Source organism: Streptomyces sp. NPDC060049 (genome assembly GCF_042736715.1).
GTDB lineage: Bacteria > Actinomycetota > Actinomycetes > Streptomycetales > Streptomycetaceae > Streptomyces.
The window spans coordinates 156,997-181,711 of record NZ_JBHWVV010000008.1 but is presented as its reverse complement, the minus strand read 5'-3'; the positions used below and the strand labels follow the sequence as shown (position 1 = coordinate 181,711).

Here is a 24,715-nt window from a genome sequence, read left to right as displayed (position 1 = left end):
CGGGCCGTACCGTCCCGCGCATGATCCCGCCTGCCTCGGTCCCGACCGCCGCTTCCGCCGCACTCGCCGCACCCGTTGCGCCCGCCGCCTCGGCGTTGCCCGCCGTATCCGTCGCGCCGGCGGTGCCCGCCGTATCCGTCACGTCGGCGGTGCCCGTCGTGCCCGCCGTATCCGTCACGTCGACGGTGCCCGTCGTGCCCGCCGCGCGCGCCGCGCGTGCCACGCCGGGCCTGACACCGGCGGCCGCGGCCGCCGAACCTGCCGCCGGGGTGCCGTACCTGCGGCCCGTCGTCACCGAATTACGGCTCTCCGCCTACGGGGCGCACCGAGGGGCCCGGTTCGCGCTCGGTGCGGTCACGCTGTTCGCCGGACCGAGCGGGAGCGGCAAGTCGCAGGTGCTGGAGGCGTACGCGGCGCTGGCCGCGCTGGGTGGCGGTGCCACGCTCGAAGAGGTCTTTCCCGCACCGCGGGCCCGGATCCCGGACCGGTCGGTGCCGGACTCCGAGCGGCGCAGGGGGTTCAGGCTCGGCTGCACGGTCGACGGCCCCGCCGGGCCGGTCCGGCTCGACCTCGCCGTCCAGGCGGAGCCCACGCTGCGGATCGTCGGTGAACGGCTCTCCGCGGACGGGCAGATCCTGCTCGGCACCGCCTTGCGCGACCCGGGGCGGCGCTCCGTCCAGGCGGCCTGGCTGACCGGCGGGGCCATCGGGGTCACCAGGGCCCCGCTCCCCGACGACCGGCTCGGCACGGCACTGCTCCCGCTGCGGGTGGCCGGCGCCACGGACGGGCAGCGCCGGGTGCTGGCCGCCGCCGAGCAGGTGGTGGTGGCGCTGCGCTCGGTGTTCCCCTGCGACCCGCGTCCGGAGCGGATGCGGGAGCCGGTCGCGCCGGGGGAGGGGCGGCTGCTGGGCGACTGCGCCAACCTGGCCGACGTGCTGCGCCGGACCCGCACGGAATGCGGCACCCGCTACGGGCTGTTGACCGAGGCCGCCCGGACCGGCTGCGCGGGGTGGGTGGCCGGGCTGGACGTCCGGGCCCCCGAGGGCGGGCCGGTCACCGGCCTGCTGGACCGGGGCTCCGCCCGGCCCGCGACGGAGCTGGCCAGGCTCGGCGCGGGCGAACTGCGCTTCCTGGCCCTCGCCCTGGTGCTGCTGACCGGGCCGGGGGTGCTGGCCATGGACCCGGCCGCCGAACTGCTGTCCGCGCGGCAGGCGCTGGCCGTGGTCGCCGACGGGTTCGACCGGGACCTCGACCGGCGCCAGAGCGCCGAACTGCTGCGGCTGGCGGTACTGGCCTGCGGGCGCGGCCAGGTCCGTCTGACGGCCTCGGCGGGCGAGGTGTGCGCGGAGACCGCCCGGGCGGTCGAGGGCGTCTCGGTGGTAGACCTGGGCGCATGAACGAGGAACGTGACACTCCCGTCGGGCACGGCGGGGAGCAGCGGGCGGGGCGGCCCGCGGAGCAGTCCGGGGAGCGGTCCGAGGGGCGGATCGAGGAGCGGATCGACCGTTTGCAGCGACGGCTCGCCGACTTCGCGGCGGCGCGCGGTTGGGAGCCGTACCACACGCCCAAGAACCTGGCGGTGGCGCTGAGCGTGGAGGCCTCGGAACTGGTCGAGATCTTCCAGTGGTTGACGCCGGAGCAGTCCGCGAGGGTCATGGAGAAGCCGGAGAGCGCACGCAGAGTGGCCGACGAGGTGGCTGATGTGCTGGCCTATCTGCTGCAGTTCTGTGAGGTTCTCGGGGTCGATGTGCTGGATGCGCTCGCCGCGAAGATCGAACGCAACGAGCTGCGGTTCCCCGTTCCGGGCGCCCCCGGGGCCGTCCGTCACTCTTCGGAGTGATGGCGTTATCCACAACCATGTTTGTGTCCACAATTTCCGAATACCCCTGGCTTTACCGGCCCGTTGCCCTCACTCTGGGTAGTGGTGAGGACGGCAGGATGTCGTGCGGACGGGGGACGGCATATGGACGCGGTACGGCTCATCGCAGCCGGCCGGCACGCGCTGGCACAGAGTGGGGCTGCGTGGGACATCGTGGGCGAGGCCTGGCAAGCGCAGGCGCTCGCGCAGGGCATAGGGAGCTGGCTGGCGGTCACCGGACCGCCGGAGCTGAGATCGGAGGCACGGGGGCTGGGTGAAGCGGGGGGCAGAGGGTGCGGGGTGCTCGACCGGGCGGCACTGCGCGGAGAGGGTTACGCGCCCGATCTCCCCCCGCGCGCGGCGCAGTTGACCGGAGTGGCGGATGTCCGGCAGGCGCTGCTCGGGCTGCAGGCGCTCCTGGGCGAAGTGGGCATAGCGCTGGTCGGGGTCGCCTGCGGCACGGACGACGAGGGTCTGTACTGGCAGTGCATAGAGTCGATAGACGCGGCGGACGAGTCGAGCGACCGGGTGCGGGCGATCCTGCGCCGGATTGCCGTGCGCGAGCGGGGATCCGCCTCCGGCGTGGCCTGAGCGACCGGGACCGGGACCAGCACCGGGGTTCGGGACCAGCGCGGGGGCCGGGACCTCCGGCACTGGCTCCGGGACCGGCACTGGCTCCGGCTCCGGCTCCGGCACCGAGACTGGCACCGGCTCCGGCTCCGGCTCTGGCACCGAGACTGGCACTGGCACTGCACTGGCTCCGGCACTGCACCGGCACCGGCACTGGCACCGGCACTGGCACCGGCTCCGGCAGTGTCCGGGGTCCAGGCCGGTGCCGCACGGAGTGGTGACGGGTCCCGCCGCGCGCGGCGGGACCCGTGCGGTCAGTGCGACCGGTAGGGCGGGCGGCCTTCGCTCCCCGGCGCGTGGCCGCCCTGCGGCAGCGGCGTGCCGGGGCTGCGGTCCGTGGAGGACTGGAGGTCGGCGTCGAGCTGCGAGAGGTCCGCGTTCAGCGCCGCCATCATCTCTTCCATCTGCTGCAGCAGGCCCTTCCGCGCGCCGCCCTGGGCGGGTACCGCCGACTCCCGGCGTGCGTTGTCGTCTGCTGCCTGCCCGGTCTGGCAGTCCTGGCGGCGGGTCTCCGGCGCGGACTCCTGGGACATGGCGGCCTCCTCGGCCCTGGCCCTTCCGAGGCGGAAGGGGGCGGTGGCCGCACCGGCGAAGGCCGCCGGCGCGCGGGCCGGGCGGTCCGGCTCCGTCCGAGCCAACGATCCCCCTACAGGCTGGTCACTGGCGGGGGCGGCGGCGGGCAGGCGGTCGGCTCGGATTCACCCGGCCGGGGTCGAAGGGGCAGGATGGAGGGCATGGATCTCCGTATCTTCACAGAGCCCCAGCAGGGGGCGAGCTACGACACCCTCCTGAGCGTCGCCAAGGCCACCGAGGACTTGGGCTTCGATGCCTTCTTCCGATCCGACCACTATCTGCGCATGGGCTCGGCGGACGGACTGCCCGGCCCCACCGACGCCTGGATCACCCTGGCCGGCCTGGCCCGCGAAACCAAGCGCATCCGGTTGGGCACGCTCATGACGGCCGGCACGTTCCGGTTGCCCGGGGTCCTCGCCATCCAGGTCGCACAGGTCGACCAGATGTCCGGTGGCCGGATCGAACTGGGCCTGGGCGCCGGCTGGTTCGAAGAGGAGCACAAGGCGTACGGAATCCCCTTTCCGGCGGAGCGCCTCGCCCGGCTGGAGGAGCAGCTGGCGATCGTCACCGGCCTGTGGGCCACCGAGCCCGGCGCCACCTTCGACTACCGGGGCGTCCACTACCAGGTGGAGAACTCCCCGGCACTGCCCAAGCCGGCCCAGGCCAAGATCCCCGTGCTGATCGGCGGCCACGGCGCGAAGCGCACCCCGCGCCTCGCCGCGCAGTACGCCGACGAGTTCAACATGCCGTTCGCCTCGATCCAGGACAGCGAGCGCCAGTTCGGCCGGGTCCGTGCGGCCGCCGAGGAGGCCGGGCGCAAGGCCGGCGACCTCGTCTACTCCAACGCCCTCGTCGTGTGCGTGGGCAAGGACGACGCCGAGGTGGCCCGGCGGGCTTCCGCCATCGGCCGGGACGTGGACGAGCTCAAGGCCAACGGCCTCGCGGGTTCCCCGGCCGAGGTCGTCGAGCGGATCGGCGCCTACGAGGAGGTCGGCTCCTCCCGCATCTACCTCCAGCTGCTCGACCTCGCGGACCTGGACCACCTGGAGCTGATCTCGGCCCGCGTCCTGTCCCAGCTCGGCTGAGGCGGGAGAGCCGGCCGTGCCCCGCGCGTCCCGCCCGCTGGCCGAGGCCCTGACCGGCCCCGGCGGCACGGCCGTGCTCCTGGACGGCGGCCTGAGCAACCAGCTCGCCGACCAGGGCTGCGACCTGACCGGGGGCCTGTGGACCGGCCGGGTGCTCGCCGAGCGGCCCGACCAGGTGGCGGCCGCGCACGCCGCGTACGCGCGGGCCGGCGCGCAGGTGCTGATCACCGCGAGCTACCAGGTGGGCTACGCGGCCTTCGCCCGCCACGGCTACGGCCCGGCCCGCACGACGGAGCTGCTGCGACGCAGCGTGCGGCTCGCCGCCCGGGCGGCCCGGGCGGCGGACCACGAGGTGTGGGTCGCCGCGTCCGTGGGCCCGTACGGGGCGGTGCTGGCGGACGGCTCCGAGTACCGGGGCCGGTACGGGCTGAGCGTGCGCGAGCTGGCGGCCTTCCACCGTCCCCGCGTCGAGGCGCTCCTGACCGAGGGGCCGGATGTCCTGGCACTGGAGACGGTCCCTGATGCCGTCGAGGCGCGGGCCCTGCTCGCGGTCCTCGCCGAGACGGGCGCCCGCGCGTGGCTGAGCTACACGGTGGCGGACGGCAGAACCCGGGCCGGCGGGTCCTTGTCCGAGGCCTTCGCCCTGGCCGCCGGGTCCCCGCAGGTCGTGGCGGTCGGCGTCAACTGCTGCGACCCCGCGGAGGTGCTGCCCGCCCTCGAAGCCGCGGCGGCAGTCACCGGGAAACCGCTGGTGGCCTACCCCAACGACGGTTCGGTCTGGGAGTCCGCCACCGGGACCTGGCGGTCTCCGCCCGCCACCGTCCCCTGGCCCACGGCCGACTGGCGGCGGGCCGGGGCCCGCCTCATCGGAGGCTGCTGCCGGATCGGCCCGCGGGACATCGCCGACCTCGCGGCCGGCGCGACCCCCCGCCGGGGTTCGCGGGACAGCCCTTAGTACTGCAAGGGTCTTTGGTCTGACGGGTTGGCAGCCTCGGGTGGTGTGTGGCCGCGTCGTTCGTAGTGGCTGACGCGGGCTTGGTGTTGTCGTCGGCGGCGCCAGTAGGACCAATGCAGGACGTGGCCGGGGCTTTGGCGGGGTCGGGTGGGTCATAGCTGCCAACAGCCACCCAAAGAACCGTTGCAGTACTAGTTGGCGACCTCGACGTCCGTACGGGAATGCGCTCCGACTGGGCGAGGTCGGGGCTGGAGCGACCCTGTCACTTGATGGGTTCGCTGTCGTGCGCGCCGCCGATGCAGGTCCACAGGCCGGTTGCGGACTCGTACTCCGATGATCCTCCACCTTTTGTGCATGTGTTCACGTCGACATCGGATACAGCAGCTTGTGCGGCAGGGCTCATGGCGCCGAGAACAGCCAGTACGACGGCGGTGATGAACCCGAGAAGTCGTGTACGCATGGGGACCTCCTGTGAGGACGGGCCATGGGTCACGACGTTACTCCGATCGGGTGCGGGTGCACTCCAGGGGCGTCCACCGGCATACGGCGGGAGACTGGTGTCATGGCGAACACACCCGTGGTAGCCGTAGGTCGACCGGATGGCCTTGGCTGGCGGCATGTCACCATCAACGACCGTCCTGCGGGCAAGGTCCGCTCGATGGGGGAGCTGCGAAGACTCATACGCGGCGCTGGTCTGGTATCCGGGTACGACATCCATTGGATCGGCGAGGACTGCACCGGCTGGCCGGATCGCACGTGGTACCGGCGCACCGTCGGCACTCTCATGACAGCCGGCCTGCTGGCAACTGCTTGCATGCTCTTCGTGATCGGCATGAAGGATACCTTTGGCGCTCTCACCTACTCCGGACGTGTCACGGGAATCATCTTTCTTCTCGCGGCAGCGCTGGAAATCGGTGCGGCACTGGCTGCTTTCGACTATTGGGGCAAGCGGAGGGTGGCCTATTCCGGGATGGTCGTCCTGCTCGGCGCCCTGGTATCAATTGCCGTCGGCTTGCTCATGCTCCTCATGCAGCTGATCGACGGCAAAAGGTACACGAATTACGTGCTGATTTGGATAATCTTCCCGATATTGTCTGTGGGGGCTCTGTACATACTCGCCCGCGACCGGGTGTGGAAGCTGGTTCCCCACCCCCAGAGATTCGTGGCCGGAGCGGTTGTCTCCAGTCTTCTCGCCATCCCCAACGTCACGTATACGCAGATATATGTCCCCTATGCAACATCTCCGATCGTGAACAGCGTGGCTTCCTTCGGGAAGTCGAGTCTGAGCGAGGATCGGTCGAAAATGTACCTGCCGGTTCATCTGTCCGTGAAGAACTCCGGCCAGATTCCCGTCTACGTCCTCGGCAGCATCTACTGGGTCCACGGCTGGGACTCCGCCCCGAAGAAGCCGGAGAAGCCGGGCTTCAAATTGATCCGAGCCGGCGAGTTCATCAGGCCGCCGGGATGGCTGTTGAACCCGGGAGGAGAATTCGCGGAGGACGAGGTAATCGAGATAATGCGACCTGGTGAGTTCAAATATGAGAAGATCAAGGTCCAGGCGGAACTGTACGCGGTAAGGAAAGACAGAATGACCATAGTCGGCAACTATGAGAGCTCCGGGAAGAGCCTGGGCGACCTCAAAAAGGAAGGCAAGGATCAGGATCCTCGAGGTCCGGAGGGTGAGAATCAGACATACCTGCGCTACCAGGCCGACATCTCGAACAGCAATGAGATCCTCAACGCGACTCGCGGTCGCCAGCGGATAACTCTGTGGTACGTGAACAAGAAGGAGCGGCCATACATTTACGCGGTTGTGGAGCCGCCAGGAGAGAGAGTGGATTTTGACAGCAGCGATCCTAATCGCAACAAGAAAGCCATTGATCGGTACGGCCTGGAGCACCTGCGCAGCTCAATGCAGCAGAAACCCTTCGCGGAACTCATGGACATGGCGAAGTGATGAAGCCCCCTACTTCCAGGGGATGTTGAGCCAGGGTCTGGACGGCTCCGCGGTCAGGGTCAGGTGCGTGGACAGGGAGCCGGCGTACCACTCCCCGAACTCCTCCTCGTCGAAGTGCAGGCACCGGCCCGAGCAGGTACCCGGCGGAGAACTCCGCCCAGGAGCGCTACGTCTCGCAGACCGTCCCACCGGCGCGGAGCACGGCGCGCTCCGCCTCCTCCGGCGTGCCGTAGCGGGTGCCGAGGCCCCAGCGGGCCGTCTGGGAGGCCCGGCCGAGGTCCCAGCCCTCGACGGGGCGTACGGATCCCCCCTCGGGCAGCCCGCCGGCGCGGATGCGCTGCTCGTAGCCAGCCCCTGCACCTGCCCGGCCCGTTCGGCAACGGCTCCTACGGGAAGCCGAAGCGCTGGCCGGCCCGGTGCGCCCGTTGGGCGAGCAAGGCGGCGAAGGGCGGCCCTGCGCCTCATGGGTTGTGGGCCCACAGGGTCGAGGCCCCGTCGGAGCGAGCCGTGCGCCGCCTTGGTCGGCCCGGCGCACGGCCCGCCCGCCGTCGTCCGCCAGCGGTCATCCGTTCCGGTCATGGGCGGCAGCGGTCCGGAGCCGGGCCCGCGCCGGCTCGGCCGACAAGATCCCTAGCCCTCTTCGTGTGAGCGGTGGCGGAAGCGGTCGGCCGCGCGGCGGCCGCGGGCTTCGACGGGGAGGACCCCGGTGGCCGCGGCCAGGCCGTAGGGCGGCATGTCGGAGTAGATCGACTCGTACGATCCCTCGGGCGCGATGTACGACTCGTGCCAGAGGCCCACGTGTCCGCGGATCTTGCCCGCGCGCTCCTTGCGGTTGATGATCGCCCAGACCCGGTGGTGGAACATGTCCGGGGCCGCGGCGTAGGCGTAGAGCTTCTCCTTGGACTCCCAGTACTGGACCACGTAGTACGTGCGGGGCGAACCGGTGAGCAGGACGTGACCGAGGAGTCCGCGGCTCTTGTCCCGGGTCAGTTCGCGGAGCATGCGGGGCATGGCGAGCAGGACCGGCACCCAGTGGTGCACCGCCCAGAAGTGGTTGATGCGCATTCCGATCAGCAGGACGACGACGTCGCCCTCGGCGGCCGCGGTGGTGGGGCCCGGTACAGGTTTCGCGGACACTCTGCCTCCAGTTCGCCTGGTTGGATAGCGGCACTGTCCGTGCATATTTGGATAGTGGCACTCTCCAAGGAAAGGTTCAAGAGATGCGACTGGCGGAGTTGAGCGAACGCAGTGGCGTCTCGACCGCGACGATCAAGTACTACCTGCGTGAGGGGTTGTTGAGGCCGGGGCGCCGCGTCAGCGCGACGAACGCCGAGTACGACGAGAGCCACCTGCGCAGGCTGCGGCTGGTGCGGGCGCTGATCCAGGTCGGCGGGATCCCGGTGGCCAAGGCCCGGGAAGTGCTCGCGCACGTCGACGACGAGACCCTGGGCCGGACGATCCGGATGGGCGCCGCCCTGTGGGCGCTGCCGCAGGATCCCGAACCGGACGAGGAGGACGCGGCGGTGGTCACCGCGCGGCGCGAGGTGGACCGGCTGCTGGAGACGCTGGGCTGGTCGACGGTCCGGGAGCTGGGCGGCCTGTCGCCGGTCCACCGGTCACTGGTGGTGGCCGTGGCCACGCTCCTGCGCCTCGGATATCAGTGGGACGCCGAACTGATGGCTCCGTACGCCGAACTCATGCACCAGGCGGCCGTGCGCGACCTGGACTTCGTGGAGACCCACCCCTCCGAGTCGGAGAAGGTGGAGACCGTGGTGGCTGCGGCCATCCTCTTCCAGCCGGTGCTGAAGGCACTGCACCGGCTGGCGCAGGAGGAGGAGTCGGCCCGGCGCTACGGGCTCTGACGCACGGCCGCGCCGGTCGTGCCCGGCAGCCGGAGCCGGTGGAAAATGGGGCGCGGACAGCCCCCGTGACCAAGAACAATCGCCCGTGTGTTCCTGACGATCTCCACCACCGGCTCCCCTGAACGACCCGCCACCGACCTGGGCTTCCTGCTGCACAAGCATCCCGGCAAGGCGCAGTCGTTCTCCACCTCCCACGGCACCGCCCACGTCTTCTACCCCGAAGCCACGGCCGAGCGGTGCACGGCGGGCCTGCTCCTGGAGGTGGATCCCGTCGCGCTCGTGCGGCGCGGCCAGGGCAAGGGCCGGGGCGGGACGCCCGACGCCGCGCTCGCGCAGTACGTCAACGACCGGCCGTACGCCGCTTCCTCGCTGCTGGCCGTCGCGCTGAGCGGCGTCTTCCGCAGCGCGCTGGCGGGCCAGTGCACCGCACGGCCGGAACTGACGGACGAGGTGCGTCCGCTGCGCATCGAGGTGCCGGCGCTGCCCGCCCGGGGCGGCGCGGACCTCGTGCACCGGCTGTTCGGCCCGCTCGGCTGGGCGTCGGTCAGGGTCACGCCGGTCCCGCTCGACGAGACGTTCCCCGAGTGGGGCGACTCCCGGTACGTGCGCCTGGTCCTGGAGGGCGAGCTGCGCCTCTCCGAGGCGCTGCGCGGCCTGTACGTCCTGCTGCCCGTCCTCGACGACGCCAAGCACTACTGGATCGCCGCCGACGAGGTGGACAAGCTGCTGCGCGCCGGTGAGGGCTGGCTCGCCGAGCACCCCGAGAGCGCCCTGATCACCTCCCGCTACCTCGCCCGGCACAAGCGACTGACCCAGGACGCCCTGGAGCGCCTGGAACTGGTCCGCCTCGCCGAGGCCGACGGCAGCGAGGTCGAGGAGATCGACAACGCCGTCGACGAGTCCCGCGACACCGAGGACAAGCCGGTGCCGCTCGCGGCACGCCGCCGCGAGGCGATCCTCGCCGCGCTGCGCGCCGCCGGGGCCGCCCGGGTCCTCGACCTCGGATGCGGCCAGGGCCAGTTGGTACAGGCGCTGCTGGCGGATCCGGCGTACACCGAGATCGTCGGCGTGGACGTGTCCGTGCGGGCGCTGCACGTCGCCGCCAGGCGGCTGCGGCTGGAGCGGATGGGGGAGCGGCAGAGCTCCCGCGTCCGCCTCACGCAGGGCTCCCTCGCTTACACCGACAAGCGGCTCGCCGGCTACGACGCGGCCGTGCTCAGCGAGGTCATCGAGCACGTGGACCCGGAGCGGCTGCCCGCCCTGGAGTACGCGGTGTTCGGCGCGGCCCGTCCCCGTACCGTCCTCGTGACCACGCCGAACGTCGAGTACAACGTCCGCTGGGAGTCCCTGCCGGCCGGGCACGTCCGGCACGGCGACCACCGCTTCGAGTGGACCCGCGCCCAGTTCCGGGCCTGGGCCGGCCAGGTCGCCTCGCGGCACGGCTACACCGTCGGCTACGTGCCCGTCGGGGACGACGACCCCGAGGTGGGGCCGCCGACCCAGATGGCGGTCTTCACCCAGACGGCCGGCACCAGGACCGCGGACACCCGGGCCGCGGACACCCGGGCCGCGGACACTCAGGCCGCGAACCCCGAGAGCAACGACACCCGGACCAACGACACCCGGACCAACGACACCCGGACCACCGACACCCCGAAGGAGGGCGAGGCAGCATGACCAGCTCCACCGACACCGCCGTGGATACCGGCCGCAAGCGCGTACTTCCCGTCACCGACCTGTCCCTCGTCGTCCTCATCGGGGCCACCGGCTCGGGCAAGTCCACCTTCGCCCGCACCCACTTCAAGCCCACCGAGGTCATCTCCTCGGACTACTGCCGCGGCCTGGTCGCCGACGACGAGAACGATCAGAGCGCCAGCAAGGACGCCTTCGAGGTCCTGCACTACATAGCGGGCAAGCGCCTCGCCGCCGGCCGCCTCACCGTGGTCGACGCGACCAGCGTCCAGGCCGAGTCCCGCCGGCAGCTGGTCCAGCTCGCCCGCGAGTACGACGTCCTGCCCATCGCGATCGTCCTCGACGTGCCCGAGGAGGTCTGCGCGGAGCGCAACGCGGCCCGCCCGGAGCGGGCCGGGCTTCCGCGCGCCGTCATCCAGCGCCACCGCCGGGAACTGCGCCGCTCGCTGCGCGGCCTGGAGCGCGAGGGCTTCCGCAAGGTGCACGTCCTGCGGACGCCCGAGGAGGTCGAGTTGGCCGAGGTCGTCCTGGAGAAGCGCTTCAACGACCTCACACACCTCACCGGCCCCTTCGACATCATCGGCGACATCCACGGCTGTTCCTCCGAGCTGGAGACCCTGCTCGCCAAGCTCGGCTATGAGGACGGCGCCCACCCCGGGGGCCGCACCGCGGTCTTCGTCGGCGACCTCGTCGACCGCGGCCCGGACAGTCCGGGCGTACTGCGCCGCGTGATGGGCATGGTCGCCTCCGGCAACGCCCTGTGCGTGCCCGGGAACCACGAGAACAAGCTCGCCCGTTACCTCAAGGGATCCAAGGTCCAGCTGACGCACGGACTCGCCGAGACCGTCGAGCAGCTCGCCGAGGAGCCCGAGGAGTTCGTCGAGGAGGTCCGCGCCTTCATCAAGGGCCTGGTCAGCCACTACGTCCTCGACGGCGGGAAGCTGGTGGTCTGCCACGCCGGACTGCCCGAGAAGTACCACGGCCGCACCTCCGGCCGGGTGCGCTCGCACGCCCTGTACGGCGAGACCACGGGCGAGACCGACGAGTTCGGCCTGCCGGTGCGCTACCCGTGGGCCGAGGACTACCGGGGCAAGGCCGTCGTGGTCTACGGACACACCCCGGTCCCGAACACCGCCTGGATCAACAACACCATCTGCCTCGACACCGGAGCCGTCTTCGGCGGCAAGATGACCGCCCTGCGCTGGCCCGAGCGCGAACTGGTCGACGTACCGGCCGAAAAGGTCTGGTACGAGCCGGTCAAGCCGCTCGCCACCGAGGCGCCGGGCGGGCACGACGGCCGCCCGCTCGACCTGGCCGACGTGCACGGCCGCCGGGTCGTCGAGACCCGGCACCTGGGCAACGTCAACGTCCGCGAGGAGAACGCGGCCGCCGCCCTGGAGGTCATGAGCCGATTCGCCGTGGACCCGCGCCTGGTGCCGTACCTCCCGCCGACCATGGCGCCCACGGCGACCTCGCGGATCGACGGCTACTTGGAGCACCCGGCCGAGGCCTTCGCGCAGTACCGCCAGGACGGCATCTCCCAGGTCGTCTGCGAGGAGAAGCACATGGGCTCCCGAGCCACCGTGCTGGTCTGCAAGGACGCCGACGCGGCCCGCCGGCACTTCGGCGTGGACGGGCCCACGGGATCCATGTACACCCGCACCGGACGCCCCTTCTTCAAGGATCCCGAGGTCACCGAGGAGGTCCTCGCCCGGCTGCGCGCGGCGATCACCGACGCCGGGCTGTGGGAGGAGTCGGCCGAGCCCGGCAGCGCCGACGGCGCGTGCGACTGGCTGCTCCTCGACGGCGAACTGCTGCCCTGGTCGCTGAAGTCCGGCGGCCTGCTGCGCAGCCAGTACGCGGCCGTGGGCGCGGCCTCCTCCGCCGTCTTCCCGGACGCCCTGGCCGCCTTGGAGGCGGCCGGCGCGCGGGGCGTCGACACCGCGGAGCTGCTGGAGCGCCAGCGCGGGCGGGCCGTCGACGCGGCGAGGTTCACCGAGGCCTACCGGCGTTACTGCTGGACCACGGACGGGCTGGACGGCGTACGGTTCGCCCCGTTCCAGCTGCTGGCGGCGGCCGGGCGGTCGCTGGCCGCCGTACCGCACGACGAGCAGCTGTTCTGGCTGGACCGGCTCGTCGCCGCCGACGAGGCGTCCGGGACCGGGCTGCTGCGCCGCACCGGCCGGATCCTGGTGGACACGGCCGACGAGGCCTCGGTACGGGCGGGCACCGACTGGTGGCTGGAGCTGACGGCCGCCGGCGGCGAGGGCATGGTCGTCAAGCCGCTCCAGGCGTACGCCAAGGACGGCAAGGGCCGCCTGGTCCAGCCGGGGGTCAAGGTGCGGGGCCGCGAGTACCTGCGGATCATCTACGGTCCCGAGTACACGCGGGCGGACCACCTGGAGCGGCTGCGCGGGCGCCACCTCGGGCACAAGCGCTCGCTCGCGCTGCGCGAGTACGCGCTCGGGCTGGAGGCCCTGGACCGGCTGGCGGCGGGGGAGCCGCTGTGGCGGGTTCACGAGGCGGTCTTCGCCGTGCTCGCGCTGGAGTCGGAGCCGGTGGACCCGAGGCTCTGACGGCGTCAAGGAAGCGCCCCCGTACGGTCGCTCATTAGGTCGTATGGGGGAACTTTCGCGGAGAACTCCGGGAAACCCCCCGGCGGGATCGTTCATCCAGGGCAGCGGAATGTCCGCGACCCTGGAAGGACGGAACGTCACCTATGAAGATGACCGCGCGCGGAAGCATTGCGGCACTCATGACCTGTATGGCCGCGGCCGGCGCGGCCACCCCGGCCGCGGCCGGCGCGGTGCCGGTGGGTGTCCCCCTCGACGCGGTGCGCACCACGCTCGGCGTGGACGTCCCGCACGTGGCCACCGGGGTCCCGGTGCCGGTCGTCGGGGCGCCCCAGGTGCCGGTGCACCACACGGGCGACATGCTGCCGACCCCGCTCCTCCCGGCGGTGCCGATCGGCACCGAGCTCGGCAGCACCCTCGTCACCTCTCCGGTGCCGAACCTGGCGGGCAAGCCCGAGACGGACGGCGAAGGTTCGCTGGACGCGCCCGCGACCACCGTGCGCACCCGCACTCCCGGACTGCTCGTCGGCTCCCCGCTGACGATGCCCGACGGGTCGAACTACGGGCTGCCGAACGTGACTCTTCCCGCGCTGGGCCTGATCGCCCCGGAGCTCACGGGCGCCCCGCAGGCCCTTCTCGGCCTGCGCTGAACCGGCGGTGGCGGCGGCGCCGCCCCGGCCGTACCTGACCCGCTGAGCCGACGCCACGTCAAAAAGCCGCCCGGTCTGCGAACGTGTACGGCATGGGATTCCATGTCGATTCCGAGACCGGGCGGCTTCGCCGCGTCATCCTCCACCGGCCCGACCTGGAGCTGAAGCGGCTCACACCGAGCAACAAGGACGCGCTGCTCTTCGACGACGTGCTGTGGGTGCGCCGGGCGCGCCAGGAGCACGACGGCTTCGCCGACGTACTGCGCGACCGGGGCGTCGCGGTCCACCTCTTCGGGGACCTGTTGCGCGAGGCCCTGGACATTCCGGAGGCGCGACGCCTCGTACTGGACCGGGTCTTCGACGAGAAGGAGTACGGTCCGCTCGCCACCGACCACCTGCGGTCGGTCTTCGAGGGGCTGGACTCGACCGCTCTCACCGAGGCGCTGGTCGGCGGGATGACCAAGCGGGAGTTCCTGGAGCGGCACAGGGAGCCGGTGTCGGTCCGCTTCCACGCCCTGGAGCTGGACGGCTTCCTGCTGGGGCCGCTGCCCAACCACCTCTTCACCCGCGACACCTCCGCCTGGATCTACGACGGGGTGTCGATCAACGCGATGCGCTGGCCGGCCCGGCAGCGCGAGACCGTGCACTTCGAGGCCATCTACAAGCACCACCCGCTCTTCACCGCCTCCGGAGCCTTCCACTACTGGTCGCAGGGTCAGGCGGACTACCCCTCCACCATCGAGGGCGGTGACGTCCTGGTCATCGGCAACGGCGCCGTGCTGATCGGGATGAGCGAGCGGACCACCCCGCAGGCGGTGGAGATGCTGGCGCGGGGGCTGTTCGCCGCCGGGTCGGCGACCACGATCGTGGCGCTCGACATGCCCAAGCGGCGGGCGTTCATGCACCTGGACACCGTGATGACGATGGTCGACGGAGATACGTTCACCCAGTACGCCGGCCTCGGCATGCTGCGCTCCTACACGATCGAGCCGGGTGACGGCTTGAGCGACCTGAAGGTGACCGACCACGCGCCGGAGCACATGCACCGGGCGATCGCGGCGGCGCTCGGCCTGGACTCGATCCGGGTGCTGACCGCGACGCAGGACGTGCACGCGGCGGAGCGCGAGCAGTGGGACGACGGCTGCAACGTGCTGGCGGTGGAGCCGGGCGTGGTCGTCGCCTACGAGCGCAACGTCACGACCAACACCCATCTGCGCAAGGAGGGCATCGAGGTGATCGAGATCCCGGGCAGCGAGCTGGGGCGCGGGCGCGGCGGGCCGCGCTGCATGAGCTGCCCGGTCGAGCGGGACGGGATCTGAGCGGGCGGAGCCGGGAGGCGCAGGCGGGGCGGTGTGCGGGAAGCGTCGGGCTGCCCCAGGGGGCCTGTATATCAATACGGAGCGTCGTATAGACTTCCAGAGTACCTGTCACCGTGACTTTGGAGTCCCCATGGGCACCGACCTCGTCGGCCGCAGTTTCCTCAAGGAGCTCGACTTCACGGCCGCCGAGTTCCGCGGCCTGGTCGAGCTCGCCGCCGAACTCAAGGCGGCCAAGAGGGCCGGGACCGAGCGTCGCCGCCTCCAGGGCAAGAACATCGCCCTGATCTTCGAGAAGACCTCCACGCGCACCCGCTGCGCCTTCGAGGTCGCCGCCGCCGACCAGGGCGCCCACACCACCTACCTCGACCCCTCCGGCTCCCAGATGGGCCACAAGGAATCGGTCGAGGACACGGCGCGGGTGCTGGGCCGGATGTTCGACGGCATCGAGTACCGGGGCGACGCGCAGGACACCGTCGAGCAGCTCGCCGCCCACGCCGGAGTGCCCGTCTTCAACGGCCTCACCGACGACTGGCACCCCACCCAGATGCTGGCCGACGTGCTCACGATGACCGAGCACTGCGCCAAGCCGCTGGAGCGGATCGCCTTCGCCTACCTGGGCGACGCCCGCTTCAACATGGGCAACTCCTACCTGGTGACCGGCGCGCTGCTGGGCATGGACGTACGGATCGTCGCGCCGGGGCGGTACTGGCCGGCCGAGCCGGTCGTGGCCGCGGCGCGCGAGCTGGCCGCCGCGAGCGGCGCCCGGATCACCCTCACCGAGGACCTCGCGGAAGGCGTCGGGCAGGCCGACTTCGTGCTGACGGACATCTGGGTCTCCATGGGCGAGCCCAAGGAGGTCTGGGACGAGCGGATCGAGGCGCTGTCCCCGTACGCCGTCACCATGGACGTGCTGCGCGCCACCGGCAACCCGGACGTGAAGTTCATGCACTGCCTGCCGGCCTTCCACGACCTCGGTACCGAGGTGGCGCGGGAGATCCACGAGCGGCACGGGCTGGACTCGCTGGAGGTGACGGACGAGGTGTTCGAGTCCGCGCACTCGGTCGTCTTCGACGAGGCGGAGAACCGGCTGCACACCATCAAGGCGGTCCTCGTCGCGACGCTCGCGGAGCCGGGCGCATAGTCATGCGCCGCTCGGGACCGCGGCGCTCCAGAGCGGGCGGCGCCGGGCCCGGAGGGCGAACCAGACCGCCTTGCCGTGCGGGGTGGGGCGGTGGCCGCAGGCCGAACTGAGGGTCCGGATCAGCAGCAGGCCGCGGCCGTGCTCCTGCCACGGGTCGGGGTGCGCGTCGTCCGTGCGGGGGGCGGTGAGGTCGCCGGGGGGCCGGGGGTCCCCGTCGTGGACCTCGACCTGGCACCCGTTCGCCAGCAGTTCCACGACGAGCTCGATGGGCGCGGCGGAGGGGGTGTGCTCGACGGCGTTGGCGACCAGTTCGGCGGTGAGCAGTTCGGCGGTGTCACTGTCGGCGGGGGAGTCGACATCGGCGAGGGCGGTACGGACCAGGGCGCGGGCGATCGGTACGGCCGCCGTCGTGTGCGGCAGGGTGATCCGCCAGGCGGAGGGGTCGGGCAAGGCGGGACCGTCCGTTCCTTCGCTCGTGGGGGCGGGCGCGGCAGGGTGAGGGGTGTACATGCGCGGCTTCGGGGTGTCGGCGGGGGAAATCCTGCTTTCAACGATACGAAGTGGAAATGTCGGCCCGTAGGGCACCCCGACGTCAGCGCAAGGGGCGTCGGTCACACATGTCGGGACCTTCGCGGCGTGTGGCGCCCCGAACCCGCCACGACAGCAGATCTATCGCGTTTCTGTGACGGTGGTCACGACCCGGTGATACCTTCGGGAAGGTGAGTCCCTTCCTCGGTTCCACACCAGCGACCGAACGCTGGCGCCACCTGCGGGTGGACCGCCGCGACGGCGTCGCCACCGTCACCCTCGACCGCCCCGAGAAGCTGAACGCGCTCACCTTCGGCGCCTACGCCGACCTGCGCGACCTGCTCGCCGAACTGTCCAGGGAGCGTTCCGTACGCGCCCTCGTACTCGGCGGCGAGGGACGCGGCTTCTGTTCCGGCGGCGACGTCGACGAGATCATCGGCGCCACCCTCGCGATGGACACGGCCCAGCTCCTCGACTTCAACCGGATGACCGGCCAGGTGGTCCGCGCCCTGCGCGAATGCCCCTTCCCGGTGATCGCCGCCGTCCACGGCGTCGCCGCCGGCGCCGGAGCCGTCATCGCGCTCGCCGCCGACTTCCGGATCGCCGACCCCACCGCCCGCTTCGCCTTCCTCTTCACCCGCGTCGGCCTCTCCGGCGGCGACATGGGCGCCGCGTACCTGCTGCCCCGCGTCGTAGGGCTCGGCCACGCCACCCGGCTCCTGATGCTGGGAGAACAGGTCAGGGCGCCCGAGGCGGAGCGGATCGGGCTGCTGAGCGAGGTGACCGAGGAGGGCTTGGCCTCCGCGCGGGCCGCCGAACTCGCCGCGCACCTGGCCGCAGGCCCCGCCCTCGCCTACGCACAGACCAAGGCGCTGCTGACCGCCGAGCTGGACATGCCGCTCGCCGCCTCCGTGGAGCTGGACGCGAACACCCAGGCACTGCTGATGAACGGCGAGGACTACCGGGAGTTCCACGCGGCCTTCACCGGGAAGCGGCCGCCCCAGTGGAAGGGCAGGTAGCGCGATGCCGGAAGCCGTGGCACTGCGGGTCGCCGTCGTGGGCGGGGGGCCGGGCGGGCTGTACGCCGCCGCACTGCTGGCCCGGCAGGGGCACGCGGTGGAGGTCTGGGAGCGGGGTGCCCCCGAGGACACCTTCGGCTTCGGCGTGGTGCTCTCCGACGAGACCCTCGGCGGGATCGAAGCCGCCGACACGGTCGTCTACGCCGCCCTGTGCGCGGAGTTCACCCGCTGGGACGACATCGACATCGTGCACCGGGGCCGCCTGCTGACCTCCGGGGGCCACGGCTTCGCCGCGCTGGGGCGCCGCCGCCTCCTGGAGATCCTGCACGAGCGGTGCGCGGACCTCGGCGTCCGGCTGCGCACGCGCACCGAGGCCCCCGGCCCGCCGGAGCTCGCGGCCTCGTACGACCTGGTGGTCGCCGCGGACGGGGTGCACAGCCCGGTCCGGGAGAGCGGGGCCGCGCACTACCGGCCGACGGTCACCGCGGGGCGGTGCCGGTACATCTGGCTGGCCGCGGACTTCGCCCTCACGGCCTTCCGCTTCGAGATCGCCGAGACCGAGCACGGGGTGATGCAGCTGCACGCCTACCCGTACGCGGGGGACGCCTCCACCGTGATCGTCGAGATGCGCGAGGAGGTCTGGCGGCAGGCCGGCTTCGACCTGTGCGACGAGGAGGAATCGGCGGCACGCTGCGCCAAGATCTTCAGCGAGGCCCTGCGGGGGCGGCCGCTGCGCGGCAACCGCTCGGCGTGGACCCGGTTCCGAACGGTCGTCAACGAGCGCTGGTCCCACGGCAACGTGGTGCTGATCGGCGACGCGGCGCACACCGCGCACTTCTCGATCGGCTCCGGCACCAAACTGGCCGTGGAGGACGCGCTCGCACTGGCGCGGGCGCTGGAGCACCAGCCGGACGTCCCCGCCGCGCTGGCCGCCTACGAGGAGGCGCGGCGGCCGGCCGTGGCCTCGACCCAGCGGGCGGCGGCCGCCAGCATGCGCTGGTTCGAGGAGATCGCGGGTCATGTGGACCAGCCGCCCCGGCAGTTCGCCTTCAACCTCCTCACGCGCAGCAGGCGGGTCACCCACGGCAACCTGCGGCTGCGCGACCCGCGTTTCACGCGCGCGGTGGAACGCGAGTTCGGCTGCCCCGACGACGGGCCGGACCGGGCGGGAACGCCGCCGATGTTCACGCCGTTCACCCTGCGGGGACTGACCCTGCGCAACAGGGTCGTGGTGTCCCCGATGGACATGTACTCGGCGGCCGCGGGCGACGGCGTACCGGGTGACTTCCACCTGGTCCACCTCGGCGCGCGGGCGCTCGGCGGGGCCGCACTGGTGATGACCGAGATGGTCTGCGTCAGCGCCGAGGGCCGGATCACGCCCGGCTGCACGGGCCTCTACACCGCGGAGCAGACGGCCGCCTGGGCGCGGATCGCCGACTTCGTGCACACCAGCGCGCCCGGAGTCGCCCTCGGCGTCCAGCTCGGCCACTCCGGCCGCAAGGGTTCGACCCGCGTGATGTGGGAGGGCATGGACACCCCCCTGCCCGAAGGCAACTGGCCGCTGGTGGCCGCCTCCGCGCTGCCGTACCGGCCCGGGGTCTCGGCCGTCCCGCGCGCGCTGGACGACGCCGGCCTCGCCGCCGTCCGCTCGGACTTCGCGGCCGCCGCGGCCCGGTCCGCCACGGCCGGCTTCGACCTGCTGGAGCTGCACTGCGCGCACGGCTACCTGCTCTCCGGGTTCCTCTCCCCGCTGACCAACCGGCGCACCGACGCCTACGGCGGCCCGCTGGAGAACCGGCTCCGCTTCCCGCTGGAGGTCTTCGACGCGGTCCGCGCCGTCTGGCCCGAGGACCGGCCTATGACGGTCCGCCTCTCGGCCACGGACTGGGCGCCCGGCGGGACCTCGCCCGAGGACGCCGTGGCCATCGCCGAGGCCTTCGCGGCCCACGGCGCCGACGCCGTCGACGTCTCGACGGGCCAGGTCGTGGCGGACGAGGCCCCCGAGTACGGGCGCTCGTACCAGACCCCCTACGCCGACCGGATCCGGGCCGCCCTCGGCGTCCCCGTCATCGCGGTCGGCGCGATCTCCTCCTGGGACGACGTCAACTCCCTGCTCCTCGCGGGCCGCGCCGACCTGTGCGCACTGGGCCGACCGCACCTCTACGACCCGCACTGGACCCTGCACGCGGCCGCCGAGCAGTCCTACGCGGGCCCGGCCGCGCCCTGGCCCGCCCCCTACCTGGCCGGCAGCCGCAAACCGCCGACCGGCCGGGAGTAGCGCGCACCGCGGCCCTCAGGCGGCGGCGTGCCTGAAGGCGGTGACCCGGCCCAGCAGCGGCTCGGAGGCGAGCGCGGCCCCCAGCTCGCGGACCGCCTTCGGCGGGCAGCGCGCCGATCGGCATCGGGTACGGCGGGGTGCACAAGAGGTCGCCGGCGACGGCCGCGTCGTCGCCGGTCCACCAACCGGAGAAGGGATCGGCCGAGCCGTAGGCGTCCGGACCCCGCCGCTCCAGGGCGTCGTCCACCGCGCAGACGGGTTTCCGCTCGGACAGCCGGCTCAGGACTCCACGAACCGGGCGCCGATGGCCCACAGCCTGTCGTGGAGTTCGGCGAACACCGCAGCCGAGCGGTCGCCGGGCCAGTCCGCCGGGAGGAGGTCGCGGGGCAGGCCCGGGTCGGCGTACGGGAGGCGGCGCCAGCTGTCCAGGGCGAGGAGGTAGCCGCGGTAGGCGGCCTCCGGGGGCGGGGGCGGGCCCGCGTGCAGGGCCCGCAGGGCCGGTTCGTGCAGGTCGAGGAACTCCTCGTGCTGCTTGGCCAGCGCCGCCAGGTCCCACCAGCGGGCCACCGACTCCGCGGTCGGGGCGAAGCCGAGGTGGACGCCGCGGAAGAGCTCCACGTACGGCGTCAGGCGCAGCCGGTCCAGGGTGCGCAGGGTCTCCCCGCGCAGGTGCGCCGGGGCGATCCACACGCCCGGCGAGACCGAGCCGAAGCCGAGCCGGGCCAGCCGGGAGCGCAGCAGGTGCCGCTTGGCGCGCTCCTGCTCCGGCACGGAGAACACGGCCAGCAGCCACTCCTCGGACCGGCGCGGAGCCCCGTAGATCCGCCGGTCGCCGTCCTCCAGCAGTTCGCGGGCCTCCTCGGAGAGCTCGTACGCCGCGGAGCCGTCCACGGCCCGCGCCGGCAGCAGGAAGCCGCGCCGCTTCAGCCGGGACACCGACGAGCGGACGGACGGGGCGTCCACGCCGGCCGCGCCCAGTAGCCGCACCAGCGCGGACACCGGGACCGGGCCCGGGAAGGCCCGCCCGTAGGCTCCGTAGAACGTGACGATCAGGGATCGCGGGGGATGTTGCTCGGCCACGGGTTCACTCTAGGACGTGCCCGGCCGGTCGGGCCGGGTGGACCGGCCCTCCTCGCGCAGCCGGAAGCGTTGCAGCTTGCCCGTCGCCGTTCGCGGCAGGGCCGGCAGGAAGACGAAGGTGCGCGGACATTTGTGCGGGGCCAGCTCGCCGCGCATGAAGGTGCGCAGGGCGTCCTCGGTGAGGACGGCCCCTTCCCGGGGGACGGTGTACGCGACCACGATCTGCCCGCGCCGCTCGTCCGGGCGCCCGACCACCGCGGCCTCCAGGACGTCGGGGTGGCGCAGGAGGGCCTCCTCCACCTCCGGGCCCGCGATGTTGTACCCCGCCGAGATGATCATGTCGTCGGCCCGGGCCACGTAGCGGAAGTAGCCGTCCGCGTCACGGACGTAGGTATCACCCGTGACGTTCCAGCCGTCCCTGACGTACTCGCCCTGCCGCGGGTCCGCCAGGTAGCGGCAGCCCACCGGCCCCCGGACCGCCAGCAGCCCCGGCTCGCCGTCCGGGACCGGCCGGCCGACCCCGTCCAACACCCGGGCCTGCCAGCCCGGCACCACCCGGCCCGTCGTGCCGGGGCGGATGTCCCCGTCGGCCGCCGAGATGAAGATGTGCAGCAGCTCGGTCGCGCCGATCCCGTTGATGATCCGCAGACCCGTCCGCTCATACCAGGCCTTCCAGGTCGCCGCCGGCAGGTTCTCGCCCGCCGAGACGCACCGCCGCAGCGCGCTCAGGTCGTAGGCGCCCGTGTCGTACGGCCCCAGGGTGTCCAGCATCGACCGGTAGGCGGTCGGCGCCGTGAACAGCACCGACACCCGGTGGTCGGCGAGCGCGGGCAGCAGCCGGCGCGGGGACCCGTCCTCCAGCAGCAGGGCCGAGGCGCCGGCCCGGAGCGGGAAGACCACCAGGCCGCCGAGGCCGAAGGTGAAGCCGAGCGGCGGACTGCCCGCGAAGACGTCGTCGGGCCGGGGGCGCAGCACCTGGCGGGAGAAGGTGTCGGCCACCGCCAGCAGATCGCGGTGGAAGTGCATGCACCCCTTGGGGCGCCCGGTGGTGCCCGAGGTGAAGGCGATCAGCGCGACGTCGTCGGCGGAGGTCTCCACCGCCGCGTAGGGCTCCGCGTGGCGCTCGGACGCGGCCAGCCGCAGCAGGTCGTCCGGTGCCCCGCCGCCGTACGCGGTGATCTTCAGGCCCGGCACCTGTGCTTTGACCAGGTCGTCGACCACTCCCGCCTGGCACAGGGCGTGGCTCACCCGGGCCATCGAGCACACCGTGGCCAGCTCCTGCGCGCGCTGCTGCGCCAGCACGGTCACGGCCACCGCACCGGCCTTCATCACCGCGAGCCAGCACGCGGCGAGCCACGGGCTGGTGGGGCCGCGCAGGAGCACGCGGTTGCCGGGGACGACGCCGAGGTCGGCGGTGAGGACGTGCGCGAGCCGGTCGACGCGGGCGAGCAGCTCCCCGTACGACCAGACCGTGCCGTCCGCGCAGCGGAAGGCGGGCCGGTCGGGACCGAGCCGGGCGATCGTGGCGTCGAGCAGCTCCGCGCCGCAGTTGAGCCGGTCGGGATAGGCCAGCTCGGGGAGTTCGAAGAGGAGCTGCGGCCAGGCCTGCGCGGGCGGCAGGTGGTCGCGGGCAAAGGTGTCACGGTGAGCGGAAGGCATGAGCTCCAAGGCGGGTTCGCCCCCTTGCAACGGTCCTGGCCCCGGGTCGGGGCCGGACCCTCCATATGGACCTTGCGGAACCGGTGGGACCTGATGTGCCGTGAGCTGGTGGGGCGGTGGAACCTGTGGCACCGAATGTGCGGAGCCTGCCGTGCGGTCGCAGCACGAGCGTATCGTCATGGTGACGGCAGTCAACAGGACGCGATAGAGGCTGGGGCATACGGATGACCGGATTCGCGGGATCCGCAGGATTCGCGCTCGGGGCGGACCAGGAGGAGTGGTGCGCGCGGCTGCGCGCACTGGCGCAGGAGCGGCTGCGGCCGCTCGCGGAGAAGGGGGAGCCGGGCCGGGTCAACCGGCCGCTGCTCGCCGCGCTGGGTGAAGCGGGTCTGCTGGAGCGGCTGTTCACCTCGGGCGCGCTGGAGCTGTGCCTGCTGCGCGAGTCACTCGCCTACGGCTGCACCGAGGGCGAGACGGCGCTCGCCCTCCAGGGCCTGGGCGCCCACCCGGTCCTGAGGTCGGGCAGCGACGCCCAGCGCGAGCGCTGGCTGCCCGGGGTGCGCACCGGCCGCACGGTGGCGGCCTTCGCGCTGAGCGAGCCCGGGGCGGGCTCGGACGCGGCCGCGCTGGAACTGGAAGCCGTGCGGGACGTGCGCGAGGGGGCGGCCGGATGGCGGCTCTACGGGCGCAAGTGCTGGATCTCCAACGCCCCCGAGGCGGACTTCTACACCGTCTTCGCCCGCACCGGCGAGGGCCCGGGGGCCAAGGGGATCACCGCCTTCCTGGTCCCGGCGGACCGGCCGGGGCTCTCCGGCGAAGCCCTCGACATGCTCTCCCCGCACCCCATCGGGGCGCTGGCCTTCGACGGCGTCCCGGTCGGGCCGGACGACCTGCTCGGCGAGCCGGGGCGCGGCTTCCGGGTCGCCATGGACACCCTGAACCTCTTCCGGCCCAGCGTGGGCGCCTTCGCCGTCGGGATGGCCCGGGCCGCCCTGGACGCCACGGTGGCGCACACGGCGGCCCGTACGGCCTTCGGCGGGGTGCTGGGAGACCTCCAGGCGGTCGCGCACCGGGTGGCCGAGATGGCGACGCGGACCGAGGCGGCCAGGCTCCTCGTCTACGCCGCGGCGGGGGCCTACGACACCGACGCGGGCTCCCCGGAGGTGCCGCGGCGGGCGGCCATGGCGAAACTGCTGGCCACGGAGACGGCCCAGTACGTGGTCGACCACGCGGTCCAGCTCCACGGCGCCGTCGCGCTGCGCCGCGGCCACCTGCTGGAACACCTCTACCGGGAGGTGCGGGCACCGCGGATCTACGAGGGGGCGAGCGAGGTGCAGCGCACGATCATCGCGAAGGAGCTCTACCGGGGCCTCGCCCGGGCGGCGGCGGTGGAGGCGTGAGCCTGGAGCGGGTCAATCCGCGGGAGCTGTCCCCGGCGACGGGCTTCTCGCACGCCGTCGTCGCGAGCGGCGGCCGGCTGGTGTTCCTGGCGGGTCAGACGGCGCTCGACGGCGCGGGCGAGGTGGTGGGCGGGACGCTGCCGGAGCAGTTCGAGCGGGCGCTGGCCAATCTGCTGGCCGCGCTGGCGGGGGCGGGCGGCTCGCCCGCCGATCTGGCGCGGGTCACGGTGTACGCCGTCGACGTGGCGGCCTACCGGGCCTGCGCGCCCGAACTCGGCCGGATCTGGCGCCGGTTGGCGGGGCGCGACTACCCGGCGATGGCCGTGGTGGGGGTGGTCCGGCTGTGGGACGTGGCGGCGATGGTGGAAATCGACGGGCTCGCCGTGCTTCCTTAGTCGTTTTCGCAGGTCAGAAGTAGTGCCTTTGACAGTCGGCGGGGGAGGAGGGAGGGTTGAA

The 24,715-nt window shown here is 72.5% G+C and carries 23 protein-coding genes; 16 read left to right on the top strand and 7 right to left on the bottom strand.

What is annotated here, in order from left to right; genetic code table 11:
• Positions 1-20 precede the first annotated feature (20 nt).
• The 3 genes from ACFWBY_RS17220 (at position 21) to ACFWBY_RS17210 (ending at position 2,449) form a co-directional block, all read left to right on the top strand.
• On the top strand, positions 21-1,397 hold the full coding sequence (locus ACFWBY_RS17220) for an ATP-binding protein (protein ID WP_385339886.1): 1,377 nt from the start codon (positions 21-23) through the stop codon (positions 1,395-1,397).
• Positions 1,398-1,498: 101 nt separating this feature from the next.
• Positions 1,499-1,840 (top strand): nucleotide pyrophosphohydrolase, encoded by a 342-nt coding sequence (locus ACFWBY_RS17215; RefSeq protein ID WP_385339924.1) that lies wholly within the window; start codon positions 1,499-1,501, stop codon positions 1,838-1,840.
• Positions 1,841-1,963: 123 nt separating this feature from the next.
• Entirely contained in the window at positions 1,964-2,449 is a 486-nt protein-coding gene (locus ACFWBY_RS17210; protein WP_385339885.1) for a DUF6099 family protein, read from the top strand.
• 293 nt (positions 2,450-2,742) lie between these two features.
• Here the strand turns inward: ACFWBY_RS17210 and ACFWBY_RS17205 are convergent, their stop codons facing one another.
• Positions 2,743-3,021 carry a hypothetical protein gene (locus ACFWBY_RS17205; protein ID WP_385339883.1) on the bottom strand — a complete coding sequence of 93 codons (279 nt, stop codon included), beginning with the start codon at positions 3,019-3,021 and terminating at the stop codon, positions 2,743-2,745.
• A gap of 201 nt (positions 3,022-3,222) precedes the next feature.
• Between ACFWBY_RS17205 and ACFWBY_RS17200 the strand changes: the two genes are divergently transcribed.
• Together ACFWBY_RS17200 and mmuM are read left to right on the top strand one after the other, a co-directional pair.
• A complete protein-coding gene (locus ACFWBY_RS17200; RefSeq protein ID WP_385339881.1) occupies positions 3,223-4,146 on the top strand; it encodes an LLM class F420-dependent oxidoreductase in 924 nt (307 codons plus the stop codon).
• A gap of 16 nt (positions 4,147-4,162) precedes the next feature.
• Positions 4,163-5,101, top strand: coding sequence for a homocysteine S-methyltransferase (gene mmuM / locus ACFWBY_RS17195; RefSeq protein ID WP_385339879.1), 939 nt, complete (start codon positions 4,163-4,165; stop codon positions 5,099-5,101).
• Positions 5,102-5,363: 262 nt separating this feature from the next.
• On the opposite strand, the gene ACFWBY_RS17190 is transcribed toward mmuM, so the two are convergent.
• On the bottom strand, positions 5,364-5,561 hold the full coding sequence (locus ACFWBY_RS17190; RefSeq protein WP_385339877.1) for a hypothetical protein: 198 nt from the start codon (positions 5,559-5,561) through the stop codon (positions 5,364-5,366).
• A gap of 102 nt (positions 5,562-5,663) precedes the next feature.
• On the opposite strand from ACFWBY_RS17190, the gene ACFWBY_RS17185 reads away from it, so the two are divergent.
• Entirely contained in the window at positions 5,664-7,058 is a 1,395-nt protein-coding gene (locus ACFWBY_RS17185) for a hypothetical protein (RefSeq protein WP_385339875.1), read from the top strand.
• Positions 7,059-7,224: 166 nt separating this feature from the next.
• On the opposite strand, the gene ACFWBY_RS17180 is transcribed toward ACFWBY_RS17185, so the two are convergent.
• Together ACFWBY_RS17180 and ACFWBY_RS17175 are read right to left on the bottom strand one after the other, a co-directional pair.
• On the bottom strand, positions 7,225-7,593 hold the full coding sequence (locus ACFWBY_RS17180; protein WP_385339873.1) for a DUF1266 domain-containing protein: 369 nt from the start codon (positions 7,591-7,593) through the stop codon (positions 7,225-7,227).
• A 95-nt stretch (positions 7,594-7,688) separates the two neighbouring features.
• The gene (locus ACFWBY_RS17175; protein ID WP_385339871.1) at positions 7,689-8,195 is read right to left on the bottom strand and encodes a DUF4188 domain-containing protein; all 507 of its coding nucleotides are present in this window, start codon (positions 8,193-8,195) and stop codon (positions 7,689-7,691) included.
• An 83-nt stretch (positions 8,196-8,278) separates the two neighbouring features.
• Here ACFWBY_RS17175 and ACFWBY_RS17170 point away from each other — a divergent pair, with 83 nt between their 5' ends.
• From ACFWBY_RS17170 to argF, 6 genes are all read left to right on the top strand, one after another.
• Complete coding sequence (locus ACFWBY_RS17170; RefSeq protein ID WP_385339869.1) at positions 8,279-8,920, top strand: MerR family transcriptional regulator; 642 nt, start codon at positions 8,279-8,281, stop codon at positions 8,918-8,920.
• Between the two features lie 87 nt (positions 8,921-9,007).
• On the top strand, positions 9,008-10,597 hold the full coding sequence (locus ACFWBY_RS17165; protein ID WP_385339867.1) for a 3' terminal RNA ribose 2'-O-methyltransferase Hen1: 1,590 nt from the start codon (positions 9,008-9,010) through the stop codon (positions 10,595-10,597).
• On the top strand, positions 10,594-13,188 hold the full coding sequence (locus tag ACFWBY_RS17160; protein ID WP_385339865.1) for a polynucleotide kinase-phosphatase: 2,595 nt from the start codon (positions 10,594-10,596) through the stop codon (positions 13,186-13,188). The genes ACFWBY_RS17165 and ACFWBY_RS17160 overlap by 4 nt, the downstream gene beginning before the upstream one ends.
• A gap of 179 nt (positions 13,189-13,367) precedes the next feature.
• Complete coding sequence (locus ACFWBY_RS17155) at positions 13,368-13,835, top strand: hypothetical protein (RefSeq protein WP_385339863.1); 468 nt, start codon at positions 13,368-13,370, stop codon at positions 13,833-13,835.
• 92 nt (positions 13,836-13,927) lie between these two features.
• Positions 13,928-15,154, top strand: coding sequence for an arginine deiminase (locus ACFWBY_RS17150; protein WP_385339861.1), 1,227 nt, complete (start codon positions 13,928-13,930; stop codon positions 15,152-15,154).
• A 130-nt stretch (positions 15,155-15,284) separates the two neighbouring features.
• Entirely contained in the window at positions 15,285-16,295 is a 1,011-nt protein-coding gene (gene argF / locus ACFWBY_RS17145) for an ornithine carbamoyltransferase (RefSeq protein WP_385339859.1), read from the top strand.
• Here the strand turns inward: argF and ACFWBY_RS17140 are convergent, their stop codons facing one another.
• Positions 16,296-16,805 carry an ATP-binding protein gene (locus tag ACFWBY_RS17140; protein ID WP_385339857.1) on the bottom strand — a complete coding sequence of 170 codons (510 nt, stop codon included), beginning with the start codon at positions 16,803-16,805 and terminating at the stop codon, positions 16,296-16,298.
• A 209-nt stretch (positions 16,806-17,014) separates the two neighbouring features.
• On the opposite strand from ACFWBY_RS17140, the gene ACFWBY_RS17135 reads away from it, so the two are divergent.
• The gene (locus tag ACFWBY_RS17135) at positions 17,015-17,842 is read left to right on the top strand and encodes an enoyl-CoA hydratase family protein (RefSeq protein WP_385339855.1); all 828 of its coding nucleotides are present in this window, start codon (positions 17,015-17,017) and stop codon (positions 17,840-17,842) included.
• Positions 17,843-17,846: 4 nt separating this feature from the next.
• Positions 17,847-20,120, top strand: a complete 2,274-nt coding sequence (locus ACFWBY_RS17130; protein ID WP_385339853.1) for a bifunctional salicylyl-CoA 5-hydroxylase/oxidoreductase — start codon at positions 17,847-17,849, stop codon at positions 20,118-20,120.
• 279 nt (positions 20,121-20,399) lie between these two features.
• On the opposite strand, the gene ACFWBY_RS17125 is transcribed toward ACFWBY_RS17130, so the two are convergent.
• Positions 20,400-21,200 (bottom strand): PaaX family transcriptional regulator C-terminal domain-containing protein, encoded by an 801-nt coding sequence (locus ACFWBY_RS17125; RefSeq protein ID WP_385339851.1) that lies wholly within the window; start codon positions 21,198-21,200, stop codon positions 20,400-20,402.
• A gap of 9 nt (positions 21,201-21,209) precedes the next feature.
• Positions 21,210-22,859, bottom strand: coding sequence for an AMP-binding protein (locus tag ACFWBY_RS17120; RefSeq protein ID WP_385339849.1), 1,650 nt, complete (start codon positions 22,857-22,859; stop codon positions 21,210-21,212).
• A gap of 224 nt (positions 22,860-23,083) precedes the next feature.
• Here ACFWBY_RS17120 and ACFWBY_RS17115 point away from each other — a divergent pair, with 224 nt between their 5' ends.
• Both ACFWBY_RS17115 and ACFWBY_RS17110 read left to right on the top strand, forming a co-directional pair.
• On the top strand, positions 23,084-24,259 hold the full coding sequence (locus ACFWBY_RS17115) for an acyl-CoA dehydrogenase family protein (protein WP_385339847.1): 1,176 nt from the start codon (positions 23,084-23,086) through the stop codon (positions 24,257-24,259).
• Positions 24,256-24,654, top strand: coding sequence for a RidA family protein (locus ACFWBY_RS17110; RefSeq protein ID WP_385339845.1), 399 nt, complete (start codon positions 24,256-24,258; stop codon positions 24,652-24,654). Before ACFWBY_RS17115 ends, ACFWBY_RS17110 begins: the two co-directional genes overlap by 4 nt.
• Positions 24,655-24,715: the final 61 nt, after the last annotated feature.